This is a genomic window from Sodalis sp. RH19, from assembly GCF_047324215.1.
Lineage (GTDB): Bacteria > Pseudomonadota > Gammaproteobacteria > Enterobacterales > Enterobacteriaceae > Acerihabitans.
The window spans coordinates 4,378,630-4,404,817 of record NZ_CP178734.1 but is presented as its reverse complement, the minus strand read 5'-3'; the positions used below and the strand labels follow the sequence as shown (position 1 = coordinate 4,404,817).

Here is a 26,188-nt window from a genome sequence, read left to right as displayed (position 1 = left end):
TCTCCACTCTGTCACAGCGGCTGGTGATGATAGCGGATCCGGTAAGCGCCGGCATGGTTGCCTGCGCTACCTTTTTTGTTACGCCGCGAACGCGTCATTATCGGCTAATTCAGCCTTGGCATCCAGCGGGACGACTGTAATTGTTAACAATACGTTTTGCAATTGATGCCATGGCGCGAAATCCGCAGGTTAAAGAATAAAGGGGTGCAGGGCGGCATCCTTGCGATCAAGGTAATGGGTTGAGGCGATACGCCTGATGGTGCGGCTGTTGCCGCGGATCAACAAGGTTTCAGTGGTAGCCAGGTTGCCTTTGCGGGTGATGCCGTTTAACAGATCCCCTTTGGTAATGCCGGTGGCGGAAAAGACCACGTTGTCATTGCGCGCCATATCGTTAAGCGTCAGCACGGTATTGGCGCTGATGCCCATGGCGGCGCAGCGCGCCAGCTCATCGTCGCCTATCAGGCGGTTGGCCGCGGTGTCGCCTTTGACCTGATGGCGGGGCAACAGCCGGCCCTGCATATCGCCATCCATCGCGCGGATGGCCGCCGCCGAGATAACCCCTTCAGGCGCGCCGCCTATACCGTACATCACGTCCACTTCGCTATCCGGCATGCAGGTAAGCAGGGAGGCGGCCACATCGCCGTCGGGAATGGTAAATACGCGCACGCCAAGCCGCTGCAAAGCGGCAATACAGTCGTCATGACGGGGTTTGGCCAGAATGGCCACGGTCAGCTGCGAAAGCGGCTTATTCAGCGTATGGGCAATATTACGCAGGTTTTCGTCCAGGGGCAGGCTGAGGTTAATGGCGCCTTTGGCATCTGGGCCGACCACCAGCTTTTCCATATACATATCAGGCGCATGCAGAAAAGCGCCTTTTTCACCCACCGCCAATACCGCCAGCGCATTTGCCTGGCCCATGGCCGTCATACGGGTGCCTTCGATAGGGTCCACCGCGATATCCACCGCGTCTCCCTGGCCGGTGCCGACGGCTTCGCCGATGAAAAGCATCGGCGCTTCGTCAATTTCGCCTTCGCCAATCACAATCCGGCCGTCGATCTGCACCTGGTTGAGCATAATGCGCATGGCCTGAACCGCCGCATTGTCGGCCGCGTTCTTATCGCCGCGGCCCAGCCAGCTATAGCCCGCCAGCGCGGCGGCTTCGGTCACCCGGGAGAATTCGATGGCTAATTCACGTTTCATGCTTAAACCTTGCGTATCCACTTAAGAGAAGTTTATCGCAAAGTTTATCACACCTGGCGCGCATTCCGGGCGCGGGGACCGCGGCGCAATGCGGCCAGGGTAAAAAAACGTGCCGGCCGGGGTATTATTCGTCCGAGCGTTCTTCCCATGAGCGGGCGCGCTCAACCGCTTTTTGCCAGCCGCTATAGCGAACGTTGCGTTCCACCGTTTCAATGCTTGGGCGGAATTCTCGCTCGATAATCGCCTTGCTCCTGACCTCCTCCAAATCGCTCCAGAAGCCTACCGCCAGGCCGGCCAGATACGCCGCGCCCAGTGCGGTCACTTCCCGTACTTCGGGACGCTCGACGCGGGTGCCGAGGATATCGGACTGGAACTGCATCAGGAAATTATTGGCCACGGCGCCGCCGTCAACCCGCAGGGACTGCAGGCGGGCGCCGGAATCGGCCTGCATGGCGTCAAGAAGATCGCGGGTCTGGAAGGCGATGGATTCCAACGTGGCGCGAATAATATGATTCGCATTAACGCCGCGGGTCAAACCGAATATCGCGCCGCGCGCATAGGGATCCCAATACGGCGCGCCCAGGCCGGTGAACGCCGGCACCACGTACACCCCGTTGGTATCCTTCACCTTGCTGGCGAAATACTCCGAATCGGTAGCGTCGCTTATCAGTTTCATTTCGTCGCGCAGCCACTGGATGGCGGCGCCGGCAACAAACACCGCGCCCTCCAGGGCGTAATTGACTTCCCCACGCGGTCCGCAGGCGATGGTGGTCAGCAGGCCGTGTTTCGATTGCACCGCCTTGGTGCCGGTATTCATCAGCAGGAAGCAGCCGGTGCCGTAGGTATTCTTGGCCATACCAGGCTGGACGCACAGCTGTCCGAACAACGCGGCTTGCTGATCGCCGGCAATACCGGCGATGGGAATACGGGTCCCGCCTTTACCGCCGATATTGGTCTGGCCGTACACTTCGGACGAGGGACGGACCTCGGGCAGCATGGAGCGGGGAATATCCAGGATTTCCAGCAGCTTGTCGTCCCATTGCAGGTTATGGATGTCATACAGCATGGTACGGGAGGCGTTGGTATAGTCGGTAACGTGCACGCGACCCTGGGTCATGCGCCAGATAAGCCACGTATCTATGGTGCCGAACAGCAGTTCGCCGCGTTTGGCGCGTTCCCGGGCGCCCTCGACATTATCCAGGATCCATTTCACCTTGGTGCCCGAGAAATAGGGATCGATAACCAGCCCGGTGGTTTTGCGTACGTACTCCTCATGGCCATCGCGTTTAAGCTTTTCACACATATCCGAAGTACGGCGGCACTGCCAGACGATGGCGTTGTAAACAGGCTTGCCGGATTCCTTATCCCAGACCACCGCCGTTTCACGCTGGTTGGTAATGCCGATGCCCGCGATCTGGTCGGAGCGGATGTCGGCTTTAGCCAGCACTTCCACCAGTGTCGAGCTTTGCGATGCCCAAATTTCCATCGGGTCGTGCTCTACCCAGCCTGGTTTGGGATAAATCTGGGTGAATTCGCGCTGCGAAACGCTGACGATATTGGCGTCATGATCCATGACAATGGCGCGTGAGCTGGTCGTTCCCTGATCGAGAGCCACAATATATTTTTTATCTGATGACATAATAGATTCCTGCAAAAGTTAACATTGGCACAGTAAGCATTACGCTTTGCGTTCGGATTTTGCTGTGTTTGCCGAGCGGGTCTCTTCCAAACCATCCTCGATAATATTAGAAGGAAGGTAAGGGCTGATCAGCGAGCGATAGATAAAGGCGCCAAGGCAGCCGCCGATGATCGGTGCAATCAGCGGCACCAGGAAGTAGGGAATTTCACGGCCGCCGGTAAAGGCTACCTTGCCCCAGCCCATCAGGTAGGCGAATACCTTGGGACCGAAATCACGGGCGGGGTTAAGGGCGAACCCGGTCAACGGCCCCATGGATGCGCCGATGACCGCGATAAGGATACCGATCAGCAGCGGCGCCAGCGGGCCGCGGGGAATGCCATTGCCGTCGTCGGTCAAGGCCAGGATCAGGCATAACAGAATGGCGGTAATCACCGTTTCCACTAAAAACGCCTGGATCACGGAAATATGCGGGTTAGGATAGGTTGAGAATACCCCGGCCAGCTGGAGGCTTTCCACGCTGCCGCGGACCATATGGTTTGCCTGCTCGAAGTCGATGAACAGGTTGTAGTAAAGACCGTAGACCACCGCTGCGCCGCAGAAGGCGCCGAGCATTTGCGCAACGATGTAGGGCACCACCTTGCGGCGCTCGAAATTGGCGAACAGCCATAGCGCGATGGACACCGCGGGGCTGAGATGCGCGCCGGAAACGGCGGCGGTAAGATAAACCGCCATGGCGACGCCAAAGCCCCAGATGATACTGATTTCCCATTGGCCGAAGCTGGCGCCGGCCAGCTTCAGTGCGGCAACGCAGCCGGCGCCGAAGAAAATCAGCAAGGCGGTGCCCAGAAATTCAGCGATACATTGGCCTTTCAGTGTTGGAGTTTTTTGTTGGCTCATAATCTTTTCCTGCTGGCGAAAAGTGGGGTAGCAGCGGTGGACATGTCTGCTTACCGAATCAAATCTTACCTAGTAAGGCATGTAGGTATGTTGTAAATTTATCGTTAACGAGCAGAAACGAGAAATATCGAAATCAAATTGTGTGCAGTACGTCATAAAAATGAGCGTATTCGCTTAATTTAGGCTGTTATGGGCAAAATTTCTGTGTGCTGGCTATCACCTTTTTTAACAAAATGTGTTAATTGCTAAAACGAGCATCTCATCGCCGGCAAAACTTTCCGCTGCACGTTGGGTTCATAGCGTACAATAACCGACTCATTCGGCCGTTTAGACGATTGCGGCTGGACACTGGGGGAGGCGCTACATAAAATCCCCTCTCCAGGCTGTACCCGGGGCAATGTGATACGCGCCTGTAGCGGTGCTGACGCCAAGACGATTTAAGGGCTACACGCCGGCGTGTAGCTCCCATTCATGATTACACCTTGTAGGCTTAAGGGGGCTGAAATGGCTTTTGAAGTATTTGAAAAATTAGAAGCGAAGGTACAGCAGGCGATAGATACCATCACGCTGTTGCAAATGGAAATTGAAGAATTGAAAGAGAAGAATAACAGTCTGGCTCAGGAAATTCAGCAAGCGTCCAGCAACCGCGAGTCGCTGGTTAACGAAAATGAGCAGTTGAAGCAGGAGCAGGGCGTGTGGCAAGAGCGTTTACGCGCATTGCTCAGTAAGATGGAGGAAGTGTAACGCCGGCTTGCGGGCAACAACAAGGGCGATGCCAGATCGCCCTTTTGCGCGTTGCCGCCAATTACTCAAGATCTAGCGCGTCTTCCGACAGGATAATACCGGTATTGTCGGCGTAAAGATGATCGCCGGAAAAGAAGGTTACCCCGCCAAAATTGACCCGGATATCGCTCTCGCCTATGCCTTCGCTCGCGGCGCCGGCAGGCGTGGCGGCCATGGCCTGGATGCCTAGGTCAAGCTCTTCAAGATCGTCCACCTGGCGCACCGCGCCGTAAACCACGATACCTTCCCACTCGTTTTGCACCGCAAGCGTGCCCAGCTCGGCATTAATCAGCGCGCGCCTGACCGACCCGCCGCCATCAACGACCAACACGCGGCCAAGGCCGTTTTCTTCAAGCACGTCATAAAGCAAACCATTATCCTCGAAACATTTCACGGTAACGATTTGCCCGCCAAACGATGTCCTCCCGCCGAAATTGCTGAAGAGAGGTTCGACAACATTCACGTCTTCATGATAAATGTCGCATAGTTCTGAAGTATCGTATTTCATAGGATTTACGTCGGTTTGCCGCTGGAGCGGAAAGTATATCGCGTTCTCGCGCCAGTTGCCAAAACCATCAATTGTTAACTTGATGCGCGTCAGAAAACGTTTAGCTAAACAGCAGCCCCACGGCAAACAGGATATTGATCAGCAGCGCGCATTTTACGGTTTTTTCCAGCATGGGACGGATGCCTGACGGGTCTGGCTCGTGCAGGACATAACGCGCCTGCATATACAGCGCCGGCACGGCCAGGGCGAACAGCCAGCCTACCAGGTTGCGCAACTCAAGCAGGGTGAAAACGGCCAGGCACAACACCGCGCACGCCAGCAGGCCCGCATGATAATAACGCGCCCGCAGCGGCCCGAGACGCACCGCGAGCGTGTTCTTCCCGGTCAGGCGATCGGTTTCGATATCCCGCAGATTATTGATATTCAACACGGCGGCCGCCAATAGCCCACAGGCGGTAGCCGGTAGCATCACGATGGTATGGAAGGCGCCGGTTTGCAGATAATAGCTGCCGCCGACGCTGAGCCAGCCGAAAAAAATCAGCACCGACAGATCGCCCAAGCCCATATAACCGTAGGGGCGCGTACCCATGGTATAAGTAATGGCGGCGATAATCGACAGTACGCCGAGGGCCAGGAAACCCAGGATATCGGCGGGTTTTTCGCAGGCCACGGCAATAAGCGTTGCGCCGGAAATCAGCGACAGGGCGATGGCGATAATCAACGCCAGTTTCATCTGCCCGCGGGAGATAACGCCCATCTGCATACCGCGCAGCGGCCCGATGCGGCCGTGATCGTCGCTGCCTTTCACTGAATCGCCATAATCGTTGGCCAGATTGGACAGGATTTGCAGCAGCGCGGCGGTAAGCAGCGCCAGCAGCGCGACGCCGGGTTTAAAATGGCCTTGCCAGCCGGCAATCGCCGAGCCGGTGACGATAGAGGCCAGCGCCAGCGGCAGCGTGCGCAGGCGCAGGCTGACCATCCAGGCTTTGGTCGGGCTGATGGTGACGGTTTCGCTCATAATTAACGAATCTTATGTGTAATACCCGGTTTTGGCAAAAAAAACGGGAGGCCGGAGCCTCCCATTGCGGATGTCGTTTACCCCTTGGCGCTTACAGGATAAATCGGCTCAAATCTTCGTCAGATATTAGCTCATCCAGATGGCTACGAACATAATCTGCATCAATTGAAATTGTTTTACCATCCCATTCGCTGGCGTCATAGGAAATATCTTCCATCAGGCGCTCAAGCACGGTATGCAGGCGACGGGCGCCGATATTCTCGGTGCGTTCGTTGACCTGCCAGGCGGCCTCGGCGATGCGTCGGATGCCGTCGGCGGTGAATTCGATGCTGACGCCTTCGGTGGCCATCAACGCTTTGTACTGAATCGTCAGGGAAGCGCTGGGTTCGGTCAGGATACGCTCGAAATCGTTGGTCGTCAGAGCTTCAAGCGCGACGCGGATCGGCAGCCGGCCTTGCAGCTCCGGAATCAAATCGGACGGGCTGGACACCTGGAACGCGCCGGAGGCGATAAACAGGATATGGTCGGTTTTTACCATGCCGTGTTTCGTCGAGACGGTACAGCCTTCCACTAACGGCAGTAAATCCCGTTGCACGCCCTCGCGGGAGACATCCGGGCCGGACGTTTCGCCGCGTTTGCAGATTTTATCAATTTCATCGATAAATACGATGCCGTGCTGTTCGACGGCTTCGATAGCCAGCTCTTTCAGCTCTTCCGGATTGACCAGCTTTGCCGCCTCTTCCTCGACCAGCAGCTTCAGCGCTTCCTTGATTTTAATCTTGCGTGGTTTTTGTTTTTGCCCGGCCAGGTTTTTGAACATCGATTGCAGCTGATTGGTCATCTCCTCCATTCCCGGAGGCGCCATAATCTCGACGCCCATCGGCGCGGCGGCCAGGTTTATCTCGATCTCTTTATCGTCCAGCTGGCCTTCGCGCAGCTTTTTACGGAAATTCTGACGCGCCGCCGACGGTTCGGCGGTCTCCTCCGGCTGGCCCCAATTATTTTTCGGCGGCGGGATCAGCACATCCAGCACGCGTTCTTCCGCTAACTCTTCAGCGCGCTGGCGGTTTTTATCCATGGATTGCAGGCGCACCATTTTTACCGCCGCGTCGGTGAGATCGCGGATGATTGAATCCACTTCTTTGCCGACGTAACCGACTTCGGTAAATTTAGTGGCTTCTACCTTGATAAACGGCGCGTTGGCCAGTTTTGCCAGACGGCGGGCGATTTCTGTTTTACCGACGCCGGTCGGGCCGATCATCAGGATATTTTTTGGCGTCACTTCATGACGCAATGCTTCGTCCAGCTGCATGCGGCGCCAGCGGTTGCGCAGCGCGATGGCAACCGCGCGTTTTGCATTATGCTGTCCGATAATATAGTCGTCGAGTTCGCTGACGATTTCGCGTGGAGTCATCTCAGACATTTTCAGGCTCCTTCACTTTGGAGGTGATTTCTTTAATCGTGTGGAATTGATTGGTGTAAATGCAGATGTCCCCCGCTATCGTCAATGCTTTCTCCACGATATCCCGCGCGCCAAGCTCGGTGTTATCAAGCAAGGCGCGCGCGGCGGCCTGGGCATACGGCCCGCCGGAACCAATGGCGATCAGATCGTCTTCCGGCTGGATAACATCGCCATTGCCGGTAATGATAAGCGACGTCTGTTCATCCGCCACCGCCAGTATGGCCTCCAGCTTGCGTAACATGCGATCCGTACGCCAGTCCTTAGCCAACTCCACGGCCGCCTTGGTCAGATGGCCTTGATGCAGTTCCAGCTTACGCTCGAACAGTTCGAATAAGGTAAAGGCATCCGCGGTGCCGCCGGCAAAACCCGCTATCACTTGATCATGGTAAAGCGTACGGACTTTGCGCACATTCCCTTTCATCACGGTATTACCCAGGGTAGCCTGGCCGTCGCCGCCGATGGCCACACGGCCATTGCGGCGTACGCTTACGATTGTTGTCACGTGCAACCCTCCGGTAACTATAGATTCAAGCGTCTCATAATGAGTATGAGACATATTGAATTTATAGATGGGGTGGGATTAAGGGTTTTCAACCCCCACTGGCAATGGGAATGCAATTTGACACCCCGGACGCGCGTAAATTTTGCAGCGACTTATCGGCGCCGGCGCGGGTGGAATAGGGGCCCAACATGACGCGGTTCCAGCCGCCATTGCTGGTGATCCGGCTTTCAATGCCGCCGAAGGCGAGCTGGGCGCGGATAGACTCGGCCTGATCCATCGCTTTAAACGAACCACACTGGATCAGCCAGCGTTGGGCTTTTTCCGCCGGTTCTTTTTCCGCCTTCGCTTCGGCGCGGGCTTCCGTTTTCGTCTGGGGCGCCGGTTGTATGGCGGTCACCGGCGCCTGATGAGGCTGTTGCACCTGCTGTGCGGCCGGCGCCTGGCGCGGCGGTTGTTGCACCTGCTGTGCGGCCGGCGCCTGGCGCGGCGGCTGTTGCACCTGCTGTGCGGCCGGCGCCTGGCGCGGCGGTTGTTGCACCTGCTGTACGGCCGGCGCCTGGCGCGGCGGCTGTTGCACCTGCTGTGCGGCCGGCGCCTGGCGCGGCGGCTGTTGCACCTGCTGTACGGCCGGCGCCTGGCGCGGCGGCTGTTGCTCAACCGGCGTGGAGAAAACCTGGCGCGGTTGTACCGGCGTGGCGGCAGGCGTTGGACGCGGCGCAGGCGTCGTCTGGAATGATTGCTGGTTCTGCTGGTTACGGGCGTGATTTGCCGCCGACGATTTCACCTGGTCGTTATAAGGCACTTCGTTGAGGTGGGTCGGCTGCTGGCGCATGTCCGCTTGCATCTGCTCAAGCAACTGGCGCTGCTCGTCGGTCAACTGGGCGGGTGTTTGCACCTCGCCGCCCGCGGTGGGCTCGGTAGGCGTTTGCACCCCTATCTGGCGATTTTCCAGCTCTTTAATATAACGCCAACGCTCTTCCGGTTTAGGCGGCAGGCCGTTGCTGGTATGGTTGCCGTGGCTCGGCAGAATGACTGCCTCCTCCGTCTTATTGTGGGCAATAAAGTAGAGACCGCCAATAAACGTAATCAATACGGCAACGGCCAATGCGATCATGGTCTTTGAGATGCCGGAAGAGGTGCGTTTTTTTCGACTGTTGGTTTTTTTGCGCCGCGTGTTTGTCCTTCCACGGCCTACATAGTCTCTTTGTGCCACTGTCGTTTCGCTAAGTTTGAGAAAGTAACCAGCCCGTCATGTTACTGAAGGCAATAATATTTGACCAGCGCCTGTAGTCCTAAAGCGCATTTCGTTTTATGCGGGGCATGGCGGTACTGCCCCGGACGATCAGTTTGCTATCCAATAGCAGGGAGGTATTCGCTACCGCCTGTTGCCTGAGCTGCTGCAAGAGTAACAATAACGCCTCTCGGCCAAGCTGGTAGCTCGGCTGGGCCACGGTAGTCAACGGTGGGTCGCAGAATTTCGCAAGCGTTATATCGTCGAAGCCGACCAGGGACAAATCCCCCGGCACGTCCAGCCCAATTTTCTTCGCCTGGGATAAAACGCCAAACGCTATGATATCACTGTGACAAAAGATAGCAGTAGGCGGATACGTTCGCGAAATTAATGCATTAAGTCCCGCCGCGCCTGCCTCGTAACTCACGTCGCCCTGGATGACAATATGATCTTCGGGCGGGATGCCATGACGTCGCAGCGCCTGAATATACCCCTGTACCCGATAATGACAAAGCATCAGATGCTCCGGGCCGCTAATGCAGGCGATACGCTGGTGGCCAAGGCTGAACAGATAATCCACCGCCTCATAGGCCGCGGTAAGATTATCGATATGCACCGTGGGCAATGCAAGCTCCGGAACAAACTCATTGACCATCACCATCGGCGGCAGGTTTTGCTGCTCTGCGATATCAATGGCAAATGGCGGCTCGGACCCGAGCAGCAACATACCATCTATCTGCCTGGCAATGATCAAATCACTGAAGCTTTTTTTATGTGGGCGCTGGTGGGCGTAGTCGGCAATCAGGACCAGATAGCCGTTTTCATCGGCGGTTTCCTCAATGCCGCGCAGGATTTCAGAGAAAAAGGGATCGCAGATATCCGGCACCAGGGCCAGCAGGTTGCAGGTTTCATTTCGTTTTACCTGGCGGCCGAGAGGCTGCGGGGAATAGCCGACATCGCTTACGGCGAGCTGGACTTTTCTACGCGTGGTGACGGAGACTTTCTCCGGATTCATGAGCGCCCTGGAAACCGTGGCTGTCGACACGCCGGCTTTTTCCGCCACATCCTTCATGGTCGCCAGGCCGGCAAACTTTTTAGATTCCACATCTTTCTCCTGATGTCAGCGCAATAGGCACGTTTTATCGCGCATGTTCCATACGGTGTTCCGGTGCGACCCTCAACACCAGCGCCCGGAAAGATGCCGGCCGCGCGTGGCGGCACGGGACGATCCCAGTGTCCCCTGGCCCGTCTTTTCTATCAGATAGTGCGTTACTTGAGTGACTAAAAAGATCGTTCCGGTACAAACTTTGAATATTATCCGAATGTGATGCGCAAAATACTGATAACCCCGTCAGGATTAAATATCCACCGGATCCACATCCAGCGACCATTTTACCTTGCGCGCCTGGGTCATGGTGCCCACCAGCGGCAGGCTGGCGGCGACCAGTCGTTGCAATTGCGCGCGCGAAGGGTGCTGCAGCAGCAGTTGCCAGCGAAAACGTCCGCCGCGTTTGGGCTGCAGCGCTGGGATAGGTCCCATCAGCCACAGGGACTCATCGCGTAACGGGCTGGCATCCAGCAACTGGCGCAGTCGCTCCAGGAACTGCCTGGCCTGTTGGTTATCGTGGTCTTCCGCCCGAAACAGAATATGGCTGGTAAAGGGCGGCAACAGCACCGTCTGGCGTTCGGCCAGCGCCTGTAGCGCAAAAGCCATATACCCTTCATGCAGTAATACCTGCAATAACGGATGATCGGGATGATGCGTTTGCAAGAACACTTCGCCCGGTTTACCGGCGCGCCCCGCGCGTCCCGAAACCTGGGTATAGAGCTGCGCGAACCGCTCCGCCGAGCGGAAATCGGCCGAAAACAGCGCGCCGTCCACATCCAGCAGCGACACCAGCGTGACGTCCGGGAAATGGTGCCCTTTCGCCAGCATCTGGGTGCCGATTAAAATACGGGCGCCGCCTTTATGCACTTCGGCCAAATGGTGTTCCAACGCGCCTTTGCGCGACGTGGTGTCGCGATCGACACGGGTAATGGGGGTGGTGGGGAATAATGCCGTCAGCGTTTCTTCAAGCTGCTCGGTACCGAGGCCGACCGGCACCAACTGGGTTGAACCGCACTGCGGGCATTGATTGGGGATCGGTCGCTGGCTGTCGCAATGATGGCAACGCATCAGGCGCTGCTGCTGGTGAAGGGTATAATAATGATCGCAGCGCTGGCATTCGGCGATCCAGCCGCATTCGTGGCATAACAGCGCCGGGGCGAAGCCGCGCCGGTTCAGGAACAGCATCACCTGGTTGCCGGCATCAAGATGGGTACGCATTTTTTTCAACAGCGGCTGCGACATGCCGTTGGTCAGCGCCAGTCCCTTCAGATCCTGCAACTGCTGCGTGGCGGGCCTGGCGTTGCCCGCGCGTTTGCCAAGCGTCAGGTTGCGGTATTTTTTCAGTTGGACGTTATACAGCGTTTCCAGCGCGGGCGTCGCCGACCCCAGCACAATGGGAATGTTTTCTTCGCGCGCGCGGAATACCGCCAGGTCGCGGGCATGATAACGCCAGCCCTCGTGTTGTTTATAAGAGCTGTCATGCTCTTCGTCGATAACGATAATGCCCAGGCGGGCAAAGGGCGTAAACAGCGCCGATCGGGTGCCGATGACAATCGCCGTTTCGCCGCTGCGCGCGTTCAGCCAGACCGCCATGCGTTCACTGTCGTTTAAACCGGAATGCAGCACCTCCACCGGCGCGTGAAAGCGTTCACGAAAGCGGGCAATCGTCTGCGGGGTCAGGCCTATTTCCGGCACCAGGATCAGTGCCTGCTTGCCTTTGGCCAGGATATTTTCCAGCACCGTCAAATAGACTTCTGTCTTGCCCGAGCCGGTAACCCCGGCCAGCAGCCAGGCGGCGAACCGATCGTCTTCGCTGCGGATGGCGCCGACGGCGGTGGCCTGTTCGGTATTAAGCCGCAGTCGTTCCCCCTCGACCCGATAACTCTCGCGCCAGTCGCCGACGGCGGCGGGGCTGGAACGTAAATCACTCAACCCCTTGGCGCGCAGGGCCTGCAGCGCGCTGTCGGCCAGCATGAGTTCCCCAACCTGATGCCGGTAGACAGGGCCTTGCAACAGGGCGGCCAGCGCCTGCTGCTGTTTCGGCGCCCGTTTCAGGGTGTCAAGCGCCGTAGCGCGTCCCTGCTCGGTGGCGAACCATTGCCATAACGGCGCCGTTTCCGCCGCTTTGCCCTGGCGAATCAATACCGGCAACGCGTGGAACAGCACTTCCCCGACCGGGTAATGATAATAACCGATGGCCCAGTTCAGAATCCGCCACAGACTTTGCGGGAATAGGGAATGTTCATCAAGCACGTCGGTGATGCTTTTGAGTTTATCCAGCGGCAGTTCGCTTTCTTCGCTGATGCCGGTGACGATGCCGATGGCGTGGCGTTGTCCAAAGGGAACGCGGACGCGCCCACCCACCGCGGGGCGCAGATGGCCGGGCAAAAGATAATCGAACGTGCGTGCCAATGGCACCGGTAGCGCAACGTGAACAACAGGCATCGACTCATCCAGGGTGGAAAAATTGCGCTGATAGTGTACACTGTGTCGCCTTCAATGCACGGATGTGTTTGCAAAGCCCGGCGGCATTCTGTATGATTCGCCGCCTTTGGTGCCATCCGGCATTAGAGAAACTCAACTCCCTTCGCGTGGTGTCCGGCGGAAGAAGACTGGATAGCGACGCGGCCTTACGACGAGGTTTTCCATGAAAAAAGATATCCATCCGAAATACGTAGAAATTACTGCAACCTGTTCTTGCGGTAACGTTATCAAGACCCACTCCACCCTGGGCCACGATTTGACCCTGGACGTTTGCGGCGCCTGCCATCCGTTCTACACCGGTAAACAACGTGTTGTTGATACCGGCGGACGTGTTGATCGCTTTAACAAACGTTTCAGCGTTCCGGTCAGTAAAAAATAATTGCCTGACCGACAGCACAAAAATCACCCAGTGTGACTTTTGCTGTTTAACGAAGCCCCGGCCGCAAGGCTGGGGCTTCGTTTTTTAACGGCAGGAAAAGAACGCGCCCGCCCCGCTGTGTTGATCGCCCTTGATGTTCAAGCCCCCCGCAGAAAAGTGCCGCGCTGGTCGTTACCTTTCTTTCAGCAGCCTGGTAATGCCGCCTTCGCGCCGGATTAACGCATAGAATAATGCGTTGCAGCCATAATTATCCGTGGCTTTAATATCGATATCCGGCTCGTCAAGCAAACGTCTTATCGCCTGGGTATGACCATTGAGGACGGCGCAATGCAACGGGGTCCATCCGTCATTCTGGCGCCTGTTGATCTGGATATTGGGTTTGCGCAACAGAAGGTCCACCAAAACGGTATTGCCTTGGGTCGCGGCATAATGCAGCGCTGTCCAGCCTTCAGCCTGGGCGGAATTGATATCGATGTCCGGCAATGCAATCAAGCGGATAGCGATATCGGTGCGCAACAGGGCCAGCGCGCTTAGCAACGCCGTGTAGCCGAGGCTGTCGGCGCAATCAGCATTAATCCCGGGCGCGGACAGCAACCGGTGAACGATGGGATCAAGACCGTCCTTGGCCGCGAGTTGCAAGGGGGTACAGCCGTCGTTATCACAACGGTTCACATCAATGCCAGGGGTGGCCAGCAATTGTTGTATCGCCGTTATTTTCCCGGCAAGCATGTCCTTTGCAACATCCGCCGGACCGAGAGTCATGGCGGCATAGTGCAGAGGGGTGGCACCGATATGATCGCCGGCGTTAACGTTAATCTCCCGCCTTGCCAGCAGTAACTCCAGCACGGCGACATGACCGAACGCGGCGGCGCAATGCAGCGCCGTTGAACCGAGATGGTTAACGGCGTGGATATTAACGTCGGGCTGGGCCAGCAGTTGCGCGCTGATAGCGTCATCATTGTTCAGGGCGACAAAATGCAGGGCGCTGAGTCTATTCCGATCGGCGGCATTGACGTCTATTTTCGGCAGCGCAAGCAGTTGTCTGACGATAACGGGATGATGATGCCGGATCGCCTCCATTAACAGCGTCCTGTCATTTTCTGCTTTAGTGAGCGTGGCGATATCCAAGGCCATGGCTTGGCAAAACGGCACTATTCGCGTATTTCCCTGGCAAACTTGGGCAAATATTTGCTGCGCCAGCGCAGTTTTTTCAATGCGCCGAAACGCAAAAAGCGCCTCGTCCCGGTCGATACCGCCCAATCTCATCACATTAAGCAAATCACCCAAGTCCAGGTTGCGGAAAATAGCGGCCTTTATTTCGGATGGCATGGCGGCGAAATCCGGCCCGGAAGGCGGAACGACATTTTTTATCTGGAGGATAGGGCGCGCAGCAAATGCCCGGGCCATGTCCACGCCTTGGCTATGCACGATCGCGCGCCCGGCGAGGGCTTGCGCCTTTTTCTTCACCCGGCCGCCGGGGCGAGACAGTGTTTCCGGCCATGACGTTACCGATTGTATTTTTTTGAGGAAGCGTTGAGGCAACGATATCTCCTGAGAATATGGCAAACGGCGTTGCGTCGAAAATAAGCAGATTGGCGCAGGGGCCCCGGAAATAGGTAAACAAAAAGGATGCATAATGTTAAGCCTATAGGATACAAGGATTTTTATGATAATGGTTACAACAGGGAAATCAGCTTATTTTATCGCGGCTATGCGACGATGGCGGCGTCCCCCGACAGGCACGCAGGGATGGGGTGAATTTATTTTTCTGATTTTGAAGGGCTTTTTTTCATTATTGCGGCCGGCTAGAGTTGGGCGGAGGGTAAAGGGAGCCGCTTATAATGTTAATGCCCGTCAGTTAACGACCAGCAGCGTGCAACGGCACAGGCATTTATGCCAGGCAACGGGGGACGCAGGCAACGATTGCCCGCGCGCGGATGGCGCTAGCGCGAAGCCTTCGCCACGCGCTGTCTTTACCTGGCCGGGGTTAGTATTCCCACGTGTCGGGATTGATGCCCATTTCGCGCATCAGCTCCTTGGCGGCTTCGGGAATTTCGTCGCTACGTTCTTTACGCAGGTCGTTATCGTCTGGCAGCGGCTGGCCGGTAAACGCATGCAGGAACGCCTCGCAAAGCAGTTCGCTATTGGTGGCATGCCGCAGGTTGTTGACCTGGCGCCGGGTTCTTTCGTCGGTCAGGATTTTGAGAACCTTCAGCGGAATGGATACCGTAATTTTTTTTACCTGCTCGCTTTTTTTACCATGTTCAGCATAAGGGCTGACATACTCACCTTTCCATTCCGCCATGGGATACCTTAACTCTCATCAAATGAATATAATATGCTTAAAACGGGCAGATTATGCCGTAACTGTCTGTCTCTCACTACCGTATGCCCGCTTATTTTGCGATTTATCAACTTTTCCTATCACCCCGCCCTCGACCTGGCCTGGCGGCTGCGGTAAAAAGTCAGTTAGATTTTAACACTTAAAACCCGCATAATTTTAGCTGTTATTAATGCATTGCTCAATCTATACGCAAAGAAGTTTAGATGTCCAGATGTATTGACGTCTATCGCCGGGCGGTTTACTCTTTGACCTTCACTCTCACGCACACAGTCAGGATGCGAGTACATGACGCGTAAGCAGGCCACCATCGCAGTTCGCAGCGGGTTAAATAATGATGAACAGTTCGGCTGCGTCGTTCCCCCCATCACCCTTTCCAGCACCTATAACTTTACCGACTTCAATCAACCGCGCGTGCATGATTACTCGAGGCGCGGTAACCCGACCCGGGATGTGGTGCAGCGCGCGTTGGCGGAACTGGAGGGCGGCGCGGGCGCGGTGATGACCAGCAGCGGCATGTCGGCGATACATCTTGTCTGTACCGTATTCCTGCAACCCGGCGATCTGCTGGTGGCGCCGCATGATTGCTACGGCGGCAGCTATCGCCTGTTCGACAGTCTGAGCAAACGCGGCGCGTACCGGGTCAAATTTGTCGATCAGGGGGATGCGGGGGCGTTGCAGGCGGCACTGGACGAAAAACCCAAGCTGGTACTGATCGAAACGCCCAGCAACCCGCTGCTGCGGGTGGTGGACATCACCGCTATATGCCAGGCCGCCCATCGGGCGGGCGCCCTGTGCGTGGTGGATAATACCTTTATGAGCCCGGCCCTGCAGCAGCCGCTGGCCCTGGGGGCCGATCTGGTGGTGCACTCCTGTACCAAATACCTTAACGGGCACTCCGACGTGGTGGCCGGCACGGTGATAGCCAAGGACGACGCGCTCGCCACCGAGCTTGCCTGGTGGGCCAATAACATCGGCGTGACCGGCGCCGCCTTCGATAGCTATCTTTTGTTGCGCGGCATCCGCACCCTGGCGCCGCGCATACGCCAGCAGCAAAGCAATGCCCTGGATATCGTGGCCTATTTGCAACAGCAGCCGCTGGTGAAAAAATTATATTACCCCGGCCTGCCGGACAATGCCGGTCATGAAATCGCCTGTCGCCAGCAAAAAGGGTTCGGCGCCATGCTCAGCTTTGAAGTGAACGGCGATGAATCCGTGCTGCGCCGCTTTTTAGCCAGCCTGGAATTATTTACCCTGGCGGAATCCCTTGGCGGCGTAGAGAGCCTGATTTCCCATGCCGCCACCATGACCCACGCGGGTATGGCGCCTGCGGCACGCGCTGCGGCCGGTATATCGGAAACATTATTGCGGGTGTCCGTCGGCATTGAAGACAGCGAAGATTTAATTGCCGATCTGGAACAGGCTTTCCAGGCGGCGGCGAAGAGGTAGTTATGAGTGCTCTGGGAACGACGGTACGCTTGGCCGGCAGGCAACTGCACAAGTTTGGCGGCAGTAGTCTGGCCGATGTGAAGTGTTACCAACGGGTCGCGGGCATTATGGCCGATTACAGCCAACCCGGTGATTTAATGGTGGTCTCCGCGGCGGGCTCCACCACCAACCAGCTGATCAGCTGGCTTAAGCTGAGCCAAACCGATCGCCTTTCCGCGCATCAGGTCCAGCAGACCCTGCGCCGCTACCAGCAGCAACTGTTCGCCGGCCTGCTGCCGCCCGACCTGGCGGATGCGATGATGACGGAATTTATCCGCGATCTGGAGCGTTTGGCGGTATTGCTGGACGGCGCGGTGACCGATAGCGTGTATGCGGAAGTGGTCGGCCACGGTGAAATCTGGTCGGCGCGTCTTATGGCGGCGGTACTCAACTGCCAGGATATCGAGGCGGTCTGGCTGGACGCGCGGGATTTCCTGCGCGCTGAATATGCCGCCCAGCCGCAGGTAGACGAAGGGCGTTCATGGCCCTTATTACAGCAGCTATTGACCCAATACCCCAGCAAACGTCTGGTGGTCACCGGCTTTATCTGCCGCAATCAGGCCGGGGAAACAGTATTGCTTGGGCGTAACGGCAGCGACTATTCCGCCACCCAAATCGGCGCGCTGGCCGGTGTGGCCAGGGTGACCATCTGGAGCGACGTGGCCGGGGTCTATAGCGCCGATCCGCGCAAGGTGAAAGACGCCTGCCTGCTGCCCCTGCTGCGATTGGACGAAGCCAGCGAGCTGGCGCGCCTGGCGGCGCCGGTATTGCATACCCGCACCCTGCAGCCGGTATCCGGCAGCGATATCGATCTGTTATTGCGCTGCAGCTATCAGCCGGAACAGGGGTCTACACGTATCGAGCGGGTACTGGCTTCCGGCACCGGGGCGAAAATCGTCACCAGCCACGACGATGTCTGCCTGATCGAGCTGACCATTGCGCCGCAGCACGACTTTTCCCTGGCGCAGAAAGAACTCGACCAGGCGTTAAAGCGCGCGCAAATCAAGCCGCTGGCGGTAGGCGTTCATCGCGATCGGCGGCTGTTGCAGCTGTGCTATACCTCCGAACTGGTCCATAGCGTGTTCCAGACCCTGCAGCAGGCGGAGCTGCCGGGAGAGCTTAAGCTGCGCGCAGGACTGGCGCTGGTGGCGATGGTCGGCGCGGGGGTTACTAAAAACCCGCTGCACTGCCATCGTTTTTACCAACAGTTAAAATATCAGCCGGTGGAATTTTTCTGGCAGGCGGAGGACGGCATCAGCCTGGTGGCGGTATTGCGCGTCGGTCCCACCGAACATGTGGTGCAGGGATTGCACACCTCGTTGTTCCGCGCCGAAAAGCGCATCGGCCTGATCCTGTTCGGCAAAGGCAATATCGGCTCGCGCTGGCTGGAGTTGTTCGCCCGCGAGCAGGAAAGCCTGTCGGCGCGCACTGGTTTTGAGTTTATCCTCAGCGGCGTGGTGGACAGCCGGCGCAGCCTGCTCAGCTATGACGGGCTGAACGCCAGCCGGGCGCTGGCTTTCTTTCATGATGAGGCCGTCGAGCAGGAGCCGGAAGACCTGTTTTTATGGATGCGCGCCCATCCCTATGATGATTTGGTGGTGCTCGATGTCACCGCCAGCGAAGCGCTGGCCGGACAATATCTGGATTTCGCCAGCTATGGTTTTCACGTTATCAGCGCCAATAAGCTGGCGGGCGCCTCCAGCGGTGACAACTACCGCCAGATCCGCGACGCCTTTGCCAAAACCGGTCGTCATTGGTTATACAACGCCACCGTGGGCGCCGGCCTGCCGGTTAACCATACGGTGCGCGATCTGCGCGACAGCGGCGACAGCATCTTGTCCATAAGCGGCATTTTTTCCGGTACCCTTTCCTGGCTTTTTCTGCAATTCGACGGCACGGTGCCTTTTACCGATTTGGTGGAACAGGCCTGGCAGCAGGGGCTGACCGAACCCGATCCGCGGGTGGATTTATCCGGCCAGGACGTGATGCGCAAGCTGGTGATCCTGGCGCGCGAAGCGGGTTATGAAATCGAGCCGAACCACGTGCGGGTGGAATCGCTAGTATCGCCCGACAGCGTGCTCGGGTCGGTGGATCAGTTTTTTGAGGACGGCCATGCCCTTAATGAACAAATGGTCCAACGTCTGGAGGCGGCGAATGAGATGGGCCTGGTGCTGCGCTATGTGGCGCGTTTTGACGCCAACGGCAAGGCGCGGGTCGGGGTGGAGGCGGTACGTCCCGAGCACCCGCTGGCGTCGTTGCTGCCTTGCGATAACGTGTTCGCCATCGAAAGCCGCTGGTACCGCGATAACCCGTTGGTCATCCGTGGGCCGGGCGCGGGCCGGGATGTTACCGCCGGCGCCATCCAGTCGGATTTGAACCGGCTGGCGCAATTATTATAATGCCATTCACGGGCGGAGAAATCCGCCCGCTGCTACCTGTGTTTATCTCCCCCTCTATTGAGCAGAATTCGGTATCTGCTTAATTAAACGAAGTATAACCTTAGCTTTGAAAATTCATTAATTTTTTGTCTGCTTCTGAAATTTATCATATTGTGTATTTTACTTATTGCCGTAAATATAGCGGGTAATACCCATCGTCAGTAGATAATAAAAGGAGTTGTCAAAGGATGAATGGATGCCATCAATTGCAGGCCGAATCCCTTAGTATCATCAAGACTAATCTCAAACCTCTACAGCAACAGAACGACTGTATCCCGGGGCTGAAATCATGTATTAGCATAAAAAATAACTGCATCGCGCTCTATTTTGATAGATTGCCCAAGGAGATTATCGGCGATATTTTGGGTAGGCTGCCGGTGCCGGACTTGATCCGATTGTCACAGACGACGCCAGATTTCGAGGCGGAATCTCAACGTATTCTGAATTTATTACAGGAAAAGTCTAAAGCGGAAATTTATTTTCAACTGGTCGCCAGTGGCGATGATAGTGCCTTGCGTACTCTTATCAAGCTGGGCCAGAACCTCGGCCATAGCATTGATCATGAAACGGGTAATACGCTATTGCATGAAGCGGTGAATGCTAATCAACCTACAGTAATGGAAGCCCTTTTAGAGTCAGGAACGATAGATGTTAATACCAAAAATCTTACAGGATTCACGCCATTGCTGATGGCGGTAAAAAAGGAAGATATTGTTGCGGTTAATAAGCTGATCAATGCGCCTGGCATTAACATGAATATTAGTTATGATATCAGTGATAGAGGTATTTATGGTTTTGGAGAATATGATTTTGTATTCGCCCTCTCGCATAAATATAATTCAGGCGCCACCGCTCTCCATTTTGCCGTCGATGCCGGTAATGTTGAGGTGTTCGACGCTATATGTAAAAATGAAAACACGGATGTCAATATTGTTGACCAGGACGGTAACACTGCTTTAATGAAAGCAATTTTCAAGAAACAAAATGAAATGGTTCGCCGGTTGTTAAAAAGAAATGATATTATTCTGTGCCAGCAAGACCAACGGTGCCGCGAATTGCTGCATACCGCCGTGCTGGGCGGCAATGATGATATCTTGCCGGATCTGCTGGAAACCCTGGCCGATGTAAATATTGAGGACCGTCGGGGCGACACCGCTTTGCATATTGCGGTGATAAAAGGCGCCAAAGAAACAGTCGACAGATTACTTACTGCGTCAAAGATAAATATTGATGCCCGCAACCGCGGACTGTGGACACCGCAACAAATAGCGCATTCCGGGGGGCTTGCCGATATTGTACGTTTATTAGAACAAAGACGACTGCGCGACCGGCGGCCTCGGACATCAGAATCGGTTGAACATCACAGCGGCGGATAAAGTGAATTTTTTTCATAATGCGTGAAGATTACTCCCCATCCTGCCAAATGATTTTGTTGACTCCACTAACGATTTCAGTCAAATTCTATTTAGCCGTCTAAACGTATAGACGCATAAAACAACCGATCGCAACGGACCACCACCGGCGTAGAGTGTTAGTGAACCATCACACGCGTTAAGAGGAAAAGGTATGAGTTTTTTTCACGCCAATCAGCGGGAAGCCCTGAACCAAAACCTGGCTGAATTACAGGGCAGCATTAATGTCTCGTTTGAGTTTTTCCCTCCGCGCACCAGTGATATGGAGCAAACCCTGTGGCATTCCATCGACCGGCTAAGCGCCCTCAAGCCCACCTTTGTCTCGGTGACCTACGGCGCCAATTCCGGCGAGCGCGACCGCACCCATAGCATTATCAAGGATATCAAGGAGCGCACCGGCCTGGAGGCCGCGCCCCACCTGACCTGTATCGACGCCACCCCGGACGAGCTGAAAAAAATCGCCGAGGATTACTGGCATAGCGGTATCCGTCATATCGTGGCGCTGCGCGGGGATTTACCCCCCGGGAGCGGGGCGCCGGCCATGTATGCCGCCGATCTGGTGACATTGCTGAAAAAAGTCGGCGATTTTGATATCTCCGTGGCCGCGTATCCAGAGGTACACCCGGAGGCGAAAAGCGCGCAATCGGATTTGATTAACCTGAAAAAGAAAGTGGACGCGGGCGCCAACCGGGCGATTACCCAATTCTTTTTTGATGTGGAAAGTTACCTGCGCTTTCGCGATCGCTGCGTGGCGACCGGGATTGATACCGAAATTGTGCCCGGTATCCTGCCGGTCTCCAATTTTAAGCAGTTGCAGCGTTTTGCCGCCATGACCAATGTCAAGGTCCCCAACTGGATGACCAGTATGTTCGAAGGACTGGACGACGATGCCGAGACGCGCAAAATGGTCGGCGCGTCCATTGCCATGGACATGGTGAAAATCCTCAGCCGGGAAGGGGTGAAGGATTTTCATTTTTATACCCTCAATCGCGCCGATTTAACCTATGCCATCTGCCATACCCTGGGTGTGCGGCCGCAGGTAGCCACCGCCCCGTCCGCGCGTTAAAAAGCATTTTTACCCGGCAATCATAAAAAAACCGGACCATAACAGGTCCGGCTTCAGGGTATTGAGATCAGGGTTTCACATTAACCGGTATTACGCATTCCCGCCGCCACGCCGGCAATGGTCACCATCAGCGCCTGCTCGACCCGTGGGTCGGGGTGTTCCTGCTGGCGCGAGCGATGCAACAATTCAGCCTGCAGTACATTCAGCGGGTCGGTATAAACATTGCGCAGCGCGATGGACTCCGCAATCCACGGCAGATCGGCCATTAAATGATCGTCGTTGGCAATGGTCAGCACCACGTTAATGTCGTCCGCCAATTGCTTGCGCAGCTGTTTACCCAGCGGCCAGAGCTTTTCTTCCACCAGGCGCTGATCGTAATATTCCGCCAGCCACAGGTCGGCCTTGGCGAACACCATTTCCAGCATGCCGATGCGGGTGGAGAAAAACGGCCAATCGCTGCACATGGCTTCCAGCTGATCTTGTTTGCCTTCTTCCACCGCTTTTTGCAGCGCCGCGCCGGCGCCCAGCCACGCGGGCAGCATCAGGCGATTTTGCGTCCAGGCAAAAATCCACGGAATGGCGCGCAGGCTCTCAACGCCGCCGGAGGGACGCCGTTTGGCAGGACGCGAGCCCAGGGGCAGTTTACCCAGTTCCTGCTCCGGCGTAGCCGAACGGAAGTAAGGTACAAAATCGGGGTTTTCACGCACGTAGCCGCGATACATATTGCATGAGGTGGTTGAAAGGTCGTCCATCAGGGCGCGCCATTCCTGCTTCGGTTCCGGCGGCGGCAGCAGGTTGGCTTCGAGGATCGCACCGGTGTACAGCGCCAGGCTGCTGATGGCCACTTCCGGCAGGCCGAATTTAAAGCGGATCATTTCGCCTTGTTCGGTCACCCGCAGGCCGCCCTTCAGGCTGCCCGGGGGTTGCGACAGCAGGGCCGCGTGGGCCGGCGCGCCGCCACGGCCAATAGAACCGCCGCGGCCGTGGAACAGCGTCAGGGCGATGCCCACTTTTTCGCAGGTTTTGATTAACGCGTCCTGCGCGCGGTATTGCGCCCATGAGGCCGCCATGACCCCCGCATCCTTGGCCGAATCCGAATAGCCAATCATGACCATCTGTTTGCCCTGGATAATGCCGCGGTACCAGTCAATGCTGAGCAGCTGGCTCATCACCTCATCGGCATTATTCAAATCGTCCAGGGTTTCAAACAACGGCGCCACCGGCAGGATAAACTGGCAGCCGGCTTCCTTTAGCAGCAAATGTACCGCCAGCACATCGGAGGGCGTCTTGGCCATGGAGATGACATAGGCGGCAATGGAGCCTTCCGGCGCGTCGGCGATCACCCGGCAGGTATCGAGCACCTCGCGGGTTTCGTCGCTGAGCTGGTAATGACGGGGCAGCAGCGGGCGTTTGGAGTTCAATTCGCGGATCAGAAACGCCTGTTTATCGCTTTCAGACCAGCTTTCGTAATCCCCCAGCCCCAGGTAGCGGGTGACTTCGCTTAACGCTTCCGTGTGACGCGTGCTTTCCTGGCGCACGTCGATACGCACCAGCTGGATGCCGAAGCACTTGATACGCCGTAGGGTATCCAGCAACTGGCCGCTGGCAATAATGCCCATGCCGCAGGCTTTCAGCGATTCGTAGCAGGCAAACAAGGGCGCCCAAAGCTGATCGTTGTGCTCCAGCAGATCTTCCGGCGGCAGTACCAGCTCGCCCCTGAGTTTCGCCGACAGCCAGTTCTGGGTGCCGATCAACTGGGCGCGCAACCGCTTCATGATGACCCGATAAGGTTCCTGGATTTCGTCGCCGCCGGCCAATGCCCGTAGCTCCGGCGTGCATTCCGTCATCGACAGCTCGGATACCAGTACCTGGATGTCGCGGATAAACAGATCGGCGGCTTTCCAGCGGCTTAACAACAACACGCGCCGGGTGATATCGGCGGTGACGTTGGGGTTGCCGTCCCGATCGCCGCCCATCCAGGAGGTAAATCGCACCGGCACGTTCTCCACCGGCAGTTTATAACCGAACACCGTTTCCAGCTGTTCGTTCAGTTCGCGCAAATACTGCGGCACGCCTTCCCACAGGCTGTTTTCCACATTGGCGAAACCCCATTTTGCCTCGTCCACCGGCGATGGACGGTTTTTGCGTATCTCGTCCGTATGCCAGTATTGCGACACCAGCTGGCGCAGACGCCGCATAATCTGTTTACGCTCATAGTCCGCCAGATCGCTGTGATCCAGCTGTTTCAGGCAGCTGTTGACTTCAACCATCATATGGATCAGGGTGCGGCGGGCAATTTCGGTGGGATGGGCGGTTAATACCAGTTCGATTGACAGTGACTCCACCGCGGCGCGAATATCTTTATCATCCAGCGCGTTATTCTCTTTCAGACGGGCAAAGACCTTACCCAGGCCTTCCGGGTTATTCGCCGCCTCGCCGTGGGGGGAAATGACGTGGAACTGTTCCGCGGTATTGGTCAGGTTCAAAAACTGACTGAAGGCGCGCGCCACGGGCAGCAACTCGTCATTGGATAAGTTCTGTAAAGTGGAAAGCAGTTCCTGGCGATGGGTTTCGCTACCCGCACGGGAGGACTTTGACAGCTTGCGGATGGTCTCTACCTTATCCAGGATATTCTCGCCCATCGCATCTTTTATGGTGTCGCCCAGAAGTTTCCCGAGCATACTAACGTTGCTTCGCATTGCCGAATATTGTTCGTTCATAAGGACCCTGATCCAACTCACCTGAAAATTTATTTCACCCGAATGACGTAAATCACCCACCGTTATCTAGCCATGTATCCATTCATTCGTCAAATGACATCAATTCACGCCATATAACATTAAAATCGCGTCAATTCTTGAAAGTTAACAACATGTAATGATTATAAGAAATACTTATCGCCATAAACCTGGCCGCGCCTTTCATACGGGGCCAGGCGCGCGAAGTCTGGGGCAAAGGACAAAAAGTCAGCGATGATCATTGCAGGCAGAAATGTCGTATCACTTGGGAAATTAATTCCCGCGTCGGTTTAATAAAGGCGGTATCAATATATTCGTCGGGCTGATGCGCCTGTTTTATCGATCCCGGGCCCAAGACGAGAGTGGGGCACAGCTGCTGGATAAACGGCGCTTCGGTACAGTAATTGACCACGTCGGTTTTGACGCCCAGCAACGTCTCCACCACTGCCACCAGACGATGGTCCGCCGGGCATTCATAACCGGGGATGGGCGGATGCAGGGCGGTAATGGTTAACCGTCCCGGCCAGCGCGCGCTTACCGGCGCCAGGGCCTCGGTCAATAACCCGTCCAGGTCGCCGAGCGTCAGGCCGGGCAACGGGCGGATATCCATATGCAGCTCGCAGCAGCCGCAAATGCGATTGGCGGAATCACCGCCGTGGATGTGGCCGAAATTCATGGTGGGGTAGGGGATGTCGAAGGCCGGGTGATGGTAACGTTCCTGCAACGTATTGCGTAGTATCATCAGGTGGGAAATGGCCTCGTGCATCAGTTCGATAGCGTTAACGCCCAGGCTCGGGTCGCTGGAGTGGCCTGATTGGCCCTGGATACGCACCGCATTGGAAATATGGCCTTTATGGGCGCGCACCGGCTGCAGCGAGGTCGGTTCGCCGATAATGGCGCAATCCGGGCGCAGCTCGCTGGACTGGGCGAAATAGCTGGCTCCCGCCATACTGGTTTCCTCATCGGCGGTGGCGAGGATATATAATGGCTTTTGCAGCTTGCTGGTATCGATATCGCGCAGCGTGTCGAGGATAAAGGCAAAAAAGCCTTTCATATCGGCGGTGCCCAGGCCATACAGCTTATTATTGTCTTCGGTCAGGGTAAAGGGATCGCGTGTCCAGCGTCCGTCGTCAAACGGGACGGTATCGGTGTGCCCCGTCAGCAGCAGGCCGCCGGCGCCGCTGCCGATACGGGCCAGCATATTATATTTGTTGCGCGTGCCCGGCACCGGCTGGATTTCGACCTGGAAACCCAGCGTCGTGAACCACCCCGCCAGCAAATTGATTAAGGTCTGATTACTTTGATCCAGGGCGCTGTCGGTGGCACTGATGGACGGCGTGGCGATCAGGGCGCGGTACAACTCCATAAACGGGGGTAATTTTGTCTTCACTGTTGACAGCCTTTAGTTTGGATAGTATCAATATTCATGCAATAATAGTGAATAAAAATACACTAACGTTGAGCGTAAAGTAAACGGATACTTACCAGACTACT

Annotated in this window: 20 protein-coding genes; 6 read left to right on the top strand and 14 right to left on the bottom strand. The window is 56.3% G+C overall.

The features are described from left to right. Positions 1-189 precede the first annotated feature (189 nt). The 3 genes from glpX to ACL2XF_RS19805 form a co-directional block, all read right to left on the bottom strand. The gene (gene glpX / locus ACL2XF_RS19815; protein ID WP_410012709.1) at positions 190-1,200 is read right to left on the bottom strand and encodes a class II fructose-bisphosphatase; all 1,011 of its coding nucleotides are present in this window, start codon (positions 1,198-1,200) and stop codon (positions 190-192) included. 124 nt (positions 1,201-1,324) lie between these two features. Beyond that, positions 1,325-2,839 carry a glycerol kinase GlpK gene (gene glpK, locus ACL2XF_RS19810; protein WP_410012708.1) on the bottom strand — a complete coding sequence of 505 codons (1,515 nt, stop codon included), beginning with the start codon at positions 2,837-2,839 and terminating at the stop codon, positions 1,325-1,327. A 39-nt stretch (positions 2,840-2,878) separates the two neighbouring features. Continuing rightward, positions 2,879-3,736 carry an MIP/aquaporin family protein gene (locus ACL2XF_RS19805; protein ID WP_410012707.1) on the bottom strand — a complete coding sequence of 286 codons (858 nt, stop codon included), beginning with the start codon at positions 3,734-3,736 and terminating at the stop codon, positions 2,879-2,881. Between the two features lie 504 nt (positions 3,737-4,240). On the opposite strand from ACL2XF_RS19805, the gene zapB reads away from it, so the two are divergent. Next, positions 4,241-4,480, top strand: a complete 240-nt coding sequence (zapB, locus tag ACL2XF_RS19800; RefSeq protein ID WP_410012706.1) for a cell division protein ZapB — start codon at positions 4,241-4,243, stop codon at positions 4,478-4,480. A 61-nt stretch (positions 4,481-4,541) separates the two neighbouring features. On the opposite strand, the gene rraA is transcribed toward zapB, so the two are convergent. The 7 genes from rraA to priA all read right to left on the bottom strand — a co-directional run bounded on the left by rraA (position 4,542) and on the right by priA (position 12,793). Beyond that, positions 4,542-5,027, bottom strand: a complete 486-nt coding sequence (rraA, locus tag ACL2XF_RS19795) for a ribonuclease E activity regulator RraA (RefSeq protein WP_162367566.1) — start codon at positions 5,025-5,027, stop codon at positions 4,542-4,544. A gap of 100 nt (positions 5,028-5,127) precedes the next feature. Beyond that, the gene (locus tag ACL2XF_RS19790) at positions 5,128-6,045 is read right to left on the bottom strand and encodes a 1,4-dihydroxy-2-naphthoate polyprenyltransferase (protein ID WP_410012705.1); all 918 of its coding nucleotides are present in this window, start codon (positions 6,043-6,045) and stop codon (positions 5,128-5,130) included. A gap of 91 nt (positions 6,046-6,136) precedes the next feature. After that, positions 6,137-7,468: an HslU--HslV peptidase ATPase subunit gene (hslU, locus tag ACL2XF_RS19785; protein WP_413727403.1), complete on the bottom strand. Its 1,332-nt coding sequence runs from the start codon at positions 7,466-7,468 to the stop codon at positions 6,137-6,139. After that, a complete protein-coding gene (gene hslV, locus ACL2XF_RS19780) occupies positions 7,461-8,009 on the bottom strand; it encodes an ATP-dependent protease subunit HslV (protein WP_410012703.1) in 549 nt (182 codons plus the stop codon). The genes hslU and hslV overlap by 8 nt, the downstream gene beginning before the upstream one ends. Before the next feature lie 88 nt (positions 8,010-8,097). After that, positions 8,098-9,222, bottom strand: coding sequence for a cell division protein FtsN (gene ftsN / locus ACL2XF_RS19775; protein WP_413727402.1), 1,125 nt, complete (start codon positions 9,220-9,222; stop codon positions 8,098-8,100). A 79-nt stretch (positions 9,223-9,301) separates the two neighbouring features. After that, positions 9,302-10,345 carry a DNA-binding transcriptional regulator CytR gene (cytR, locus tag ACL2XF_RS19770; RefSeq protein WP_410012701.1) on the bottom strand — a complete coding sequence of 348 codons (1,044 nt, stop codon included), beginning with the start codon at positions 10,343-10,345 and terminating at the stop codon, positions 9,302-9,304. Positions 10,346-10,597: 252 nt separating this feature from the next. Further along, complete coding sequence (priA, locus tag ACL2XF_RS19765) at positions 10,598-12,793, bottom strand: primosomal protein N' (RefSeq protein WP_410012700.1); 2,196 nt, start codon at positions 12,791-12,793, stop codon at positions 10,598-10,600. A gap of 202 nt (positions 12,794-12,995) precedes the next feature. Between priA and rpmE the strand changes: the two genes are divergently transcribed. Continuing rightward, positions 12,996-13,211, top strand: a complete 216-nt coding sequence (gene rpmE, locus ACL2XF_RS19760) for a 50S ribosomal protein L31 (RefSeq protein ID WP_162367573.1) — start codon at positions 12,996-12,998, stop codon at positions 13,209-13,211. 171 nt (positions 13,212-13,382) lie between these two features. Here rpmE and ACL2XF_RS19755 read toward each other — a convergent pair whose 3' ends face one another. Beyond that, the gene (locus tag ACL2XF_RS19755; RefSeq protein ID WP_413727401.1) at positions 13,383-14,540 is read right to left on the bottom strand and encodes an ankyrin repeat domain-containing protein; all 1,158 of its coding nucleotides are present in this window, start codon (positions 14,538-14,540) and stop codon (positions 13,383-13,385) included. 658 nt (positions 14,541-15,198) lie between these two features. Next, positions 15,199-15,516, bottom strand: coding sequence for a met regulon transcriptional regulator MetJ (metJ, locus tag ACL2XF_RS19750; protein ID WP_410012698.1), 318 nt, complete (start codon positions 15,514-15,516; stop codon positions 15,199-15,201). A 324-nt stretch (positions 15,517-15,840) separates the two neighbouring features. Here metJ and metB point away from each other — a divergent pair, with 324 nt between their 5' ends. The 4 genes from metB (at position 15,841) to metF (ending at position 21,956) form a co-directional block, all read left to right on the top strand. Next, positions 15,841-17,001, top strand: a complete 1,161-nt coding sequence (metB, locus tag ACL2XF_RS19745; protein ID WP_410012697.1) for a cystathionine gamma-synthase — start codon at positions 15,841-15,843, stop codon at positions 16,999-17,001. Between the two features lie 2 nt (positions 17,002-17,003). Continuing rightward, positions 17,004-19,439, top strand: a complete 2,436-nt coding sequence (locus ACL2XF_RS19740) for a bifunctional aspartate kinase/homoserine dehydrogenase II (protein WP_413727400.1) — start codon at positions 17,004-17,006, stop codon at positions 19,437-19,439. Between the two features lie 227 nt (positions 19,440-19,666). Then, positions 19,667-20,854 (top strand): ankyrin repeat domain-containing protein, encoded by a 1,188-nt coding sequence (locus ACL2XF_RS19735; protein ID WP_413727399.1) that lies wholly within the window; start codon positions 19,667-19,669, stop codon positions 20,852-20,854. A 190-nt stretch (positions 20,855-21,044) separates the two neighbouring features. Next, positions 21,045-21,956, top strand: a complete 912-nt coding sequence (gene metF / locus ACL2XF_RS19730) for a methylenetetrahydrofolate reductase (RefSeq protein ID WP_413727398.1) — start codon at positions 21,045-21,047, stop codon at positions 21,954-21,956. 80 nt (positions 21,957-22,036) lie between these two features. Here metF and ppc read toward each other — a convergent pair whose 3' ends face one another. Together ppc and argE are read right to left on the bottom strand one after the other, a co-directional pair. Beyond that, positions 22,037-24,676, bottom strand: coding sequence for a phosphoenolpyruvate carboxylase (ppc, locus tag ACL2XF_RS19725; protein WP_410012693.1), 2,640 nt, complete (start codon positions 24,674-24,676; stop codon positions 22,037-22,039). Between the two features lie 256 nt (positions 24,677-24,932). After that, positions 24,933-26,084 carry an acetylornithine deacetylase gene (gene argE, locus ACL2XF_RS19720; RefSeq protein ID WP_410012692.1) on the bottom strand — a complete coding sequence of 384 codons (1,152 nt, stop codon included), beginning with the start codon at positions 26,082-26,084 and terminating at the stop codon, positions 24,933-24,935. Positions 26,085-26,188: the final 104 nt, after the last annotated feature.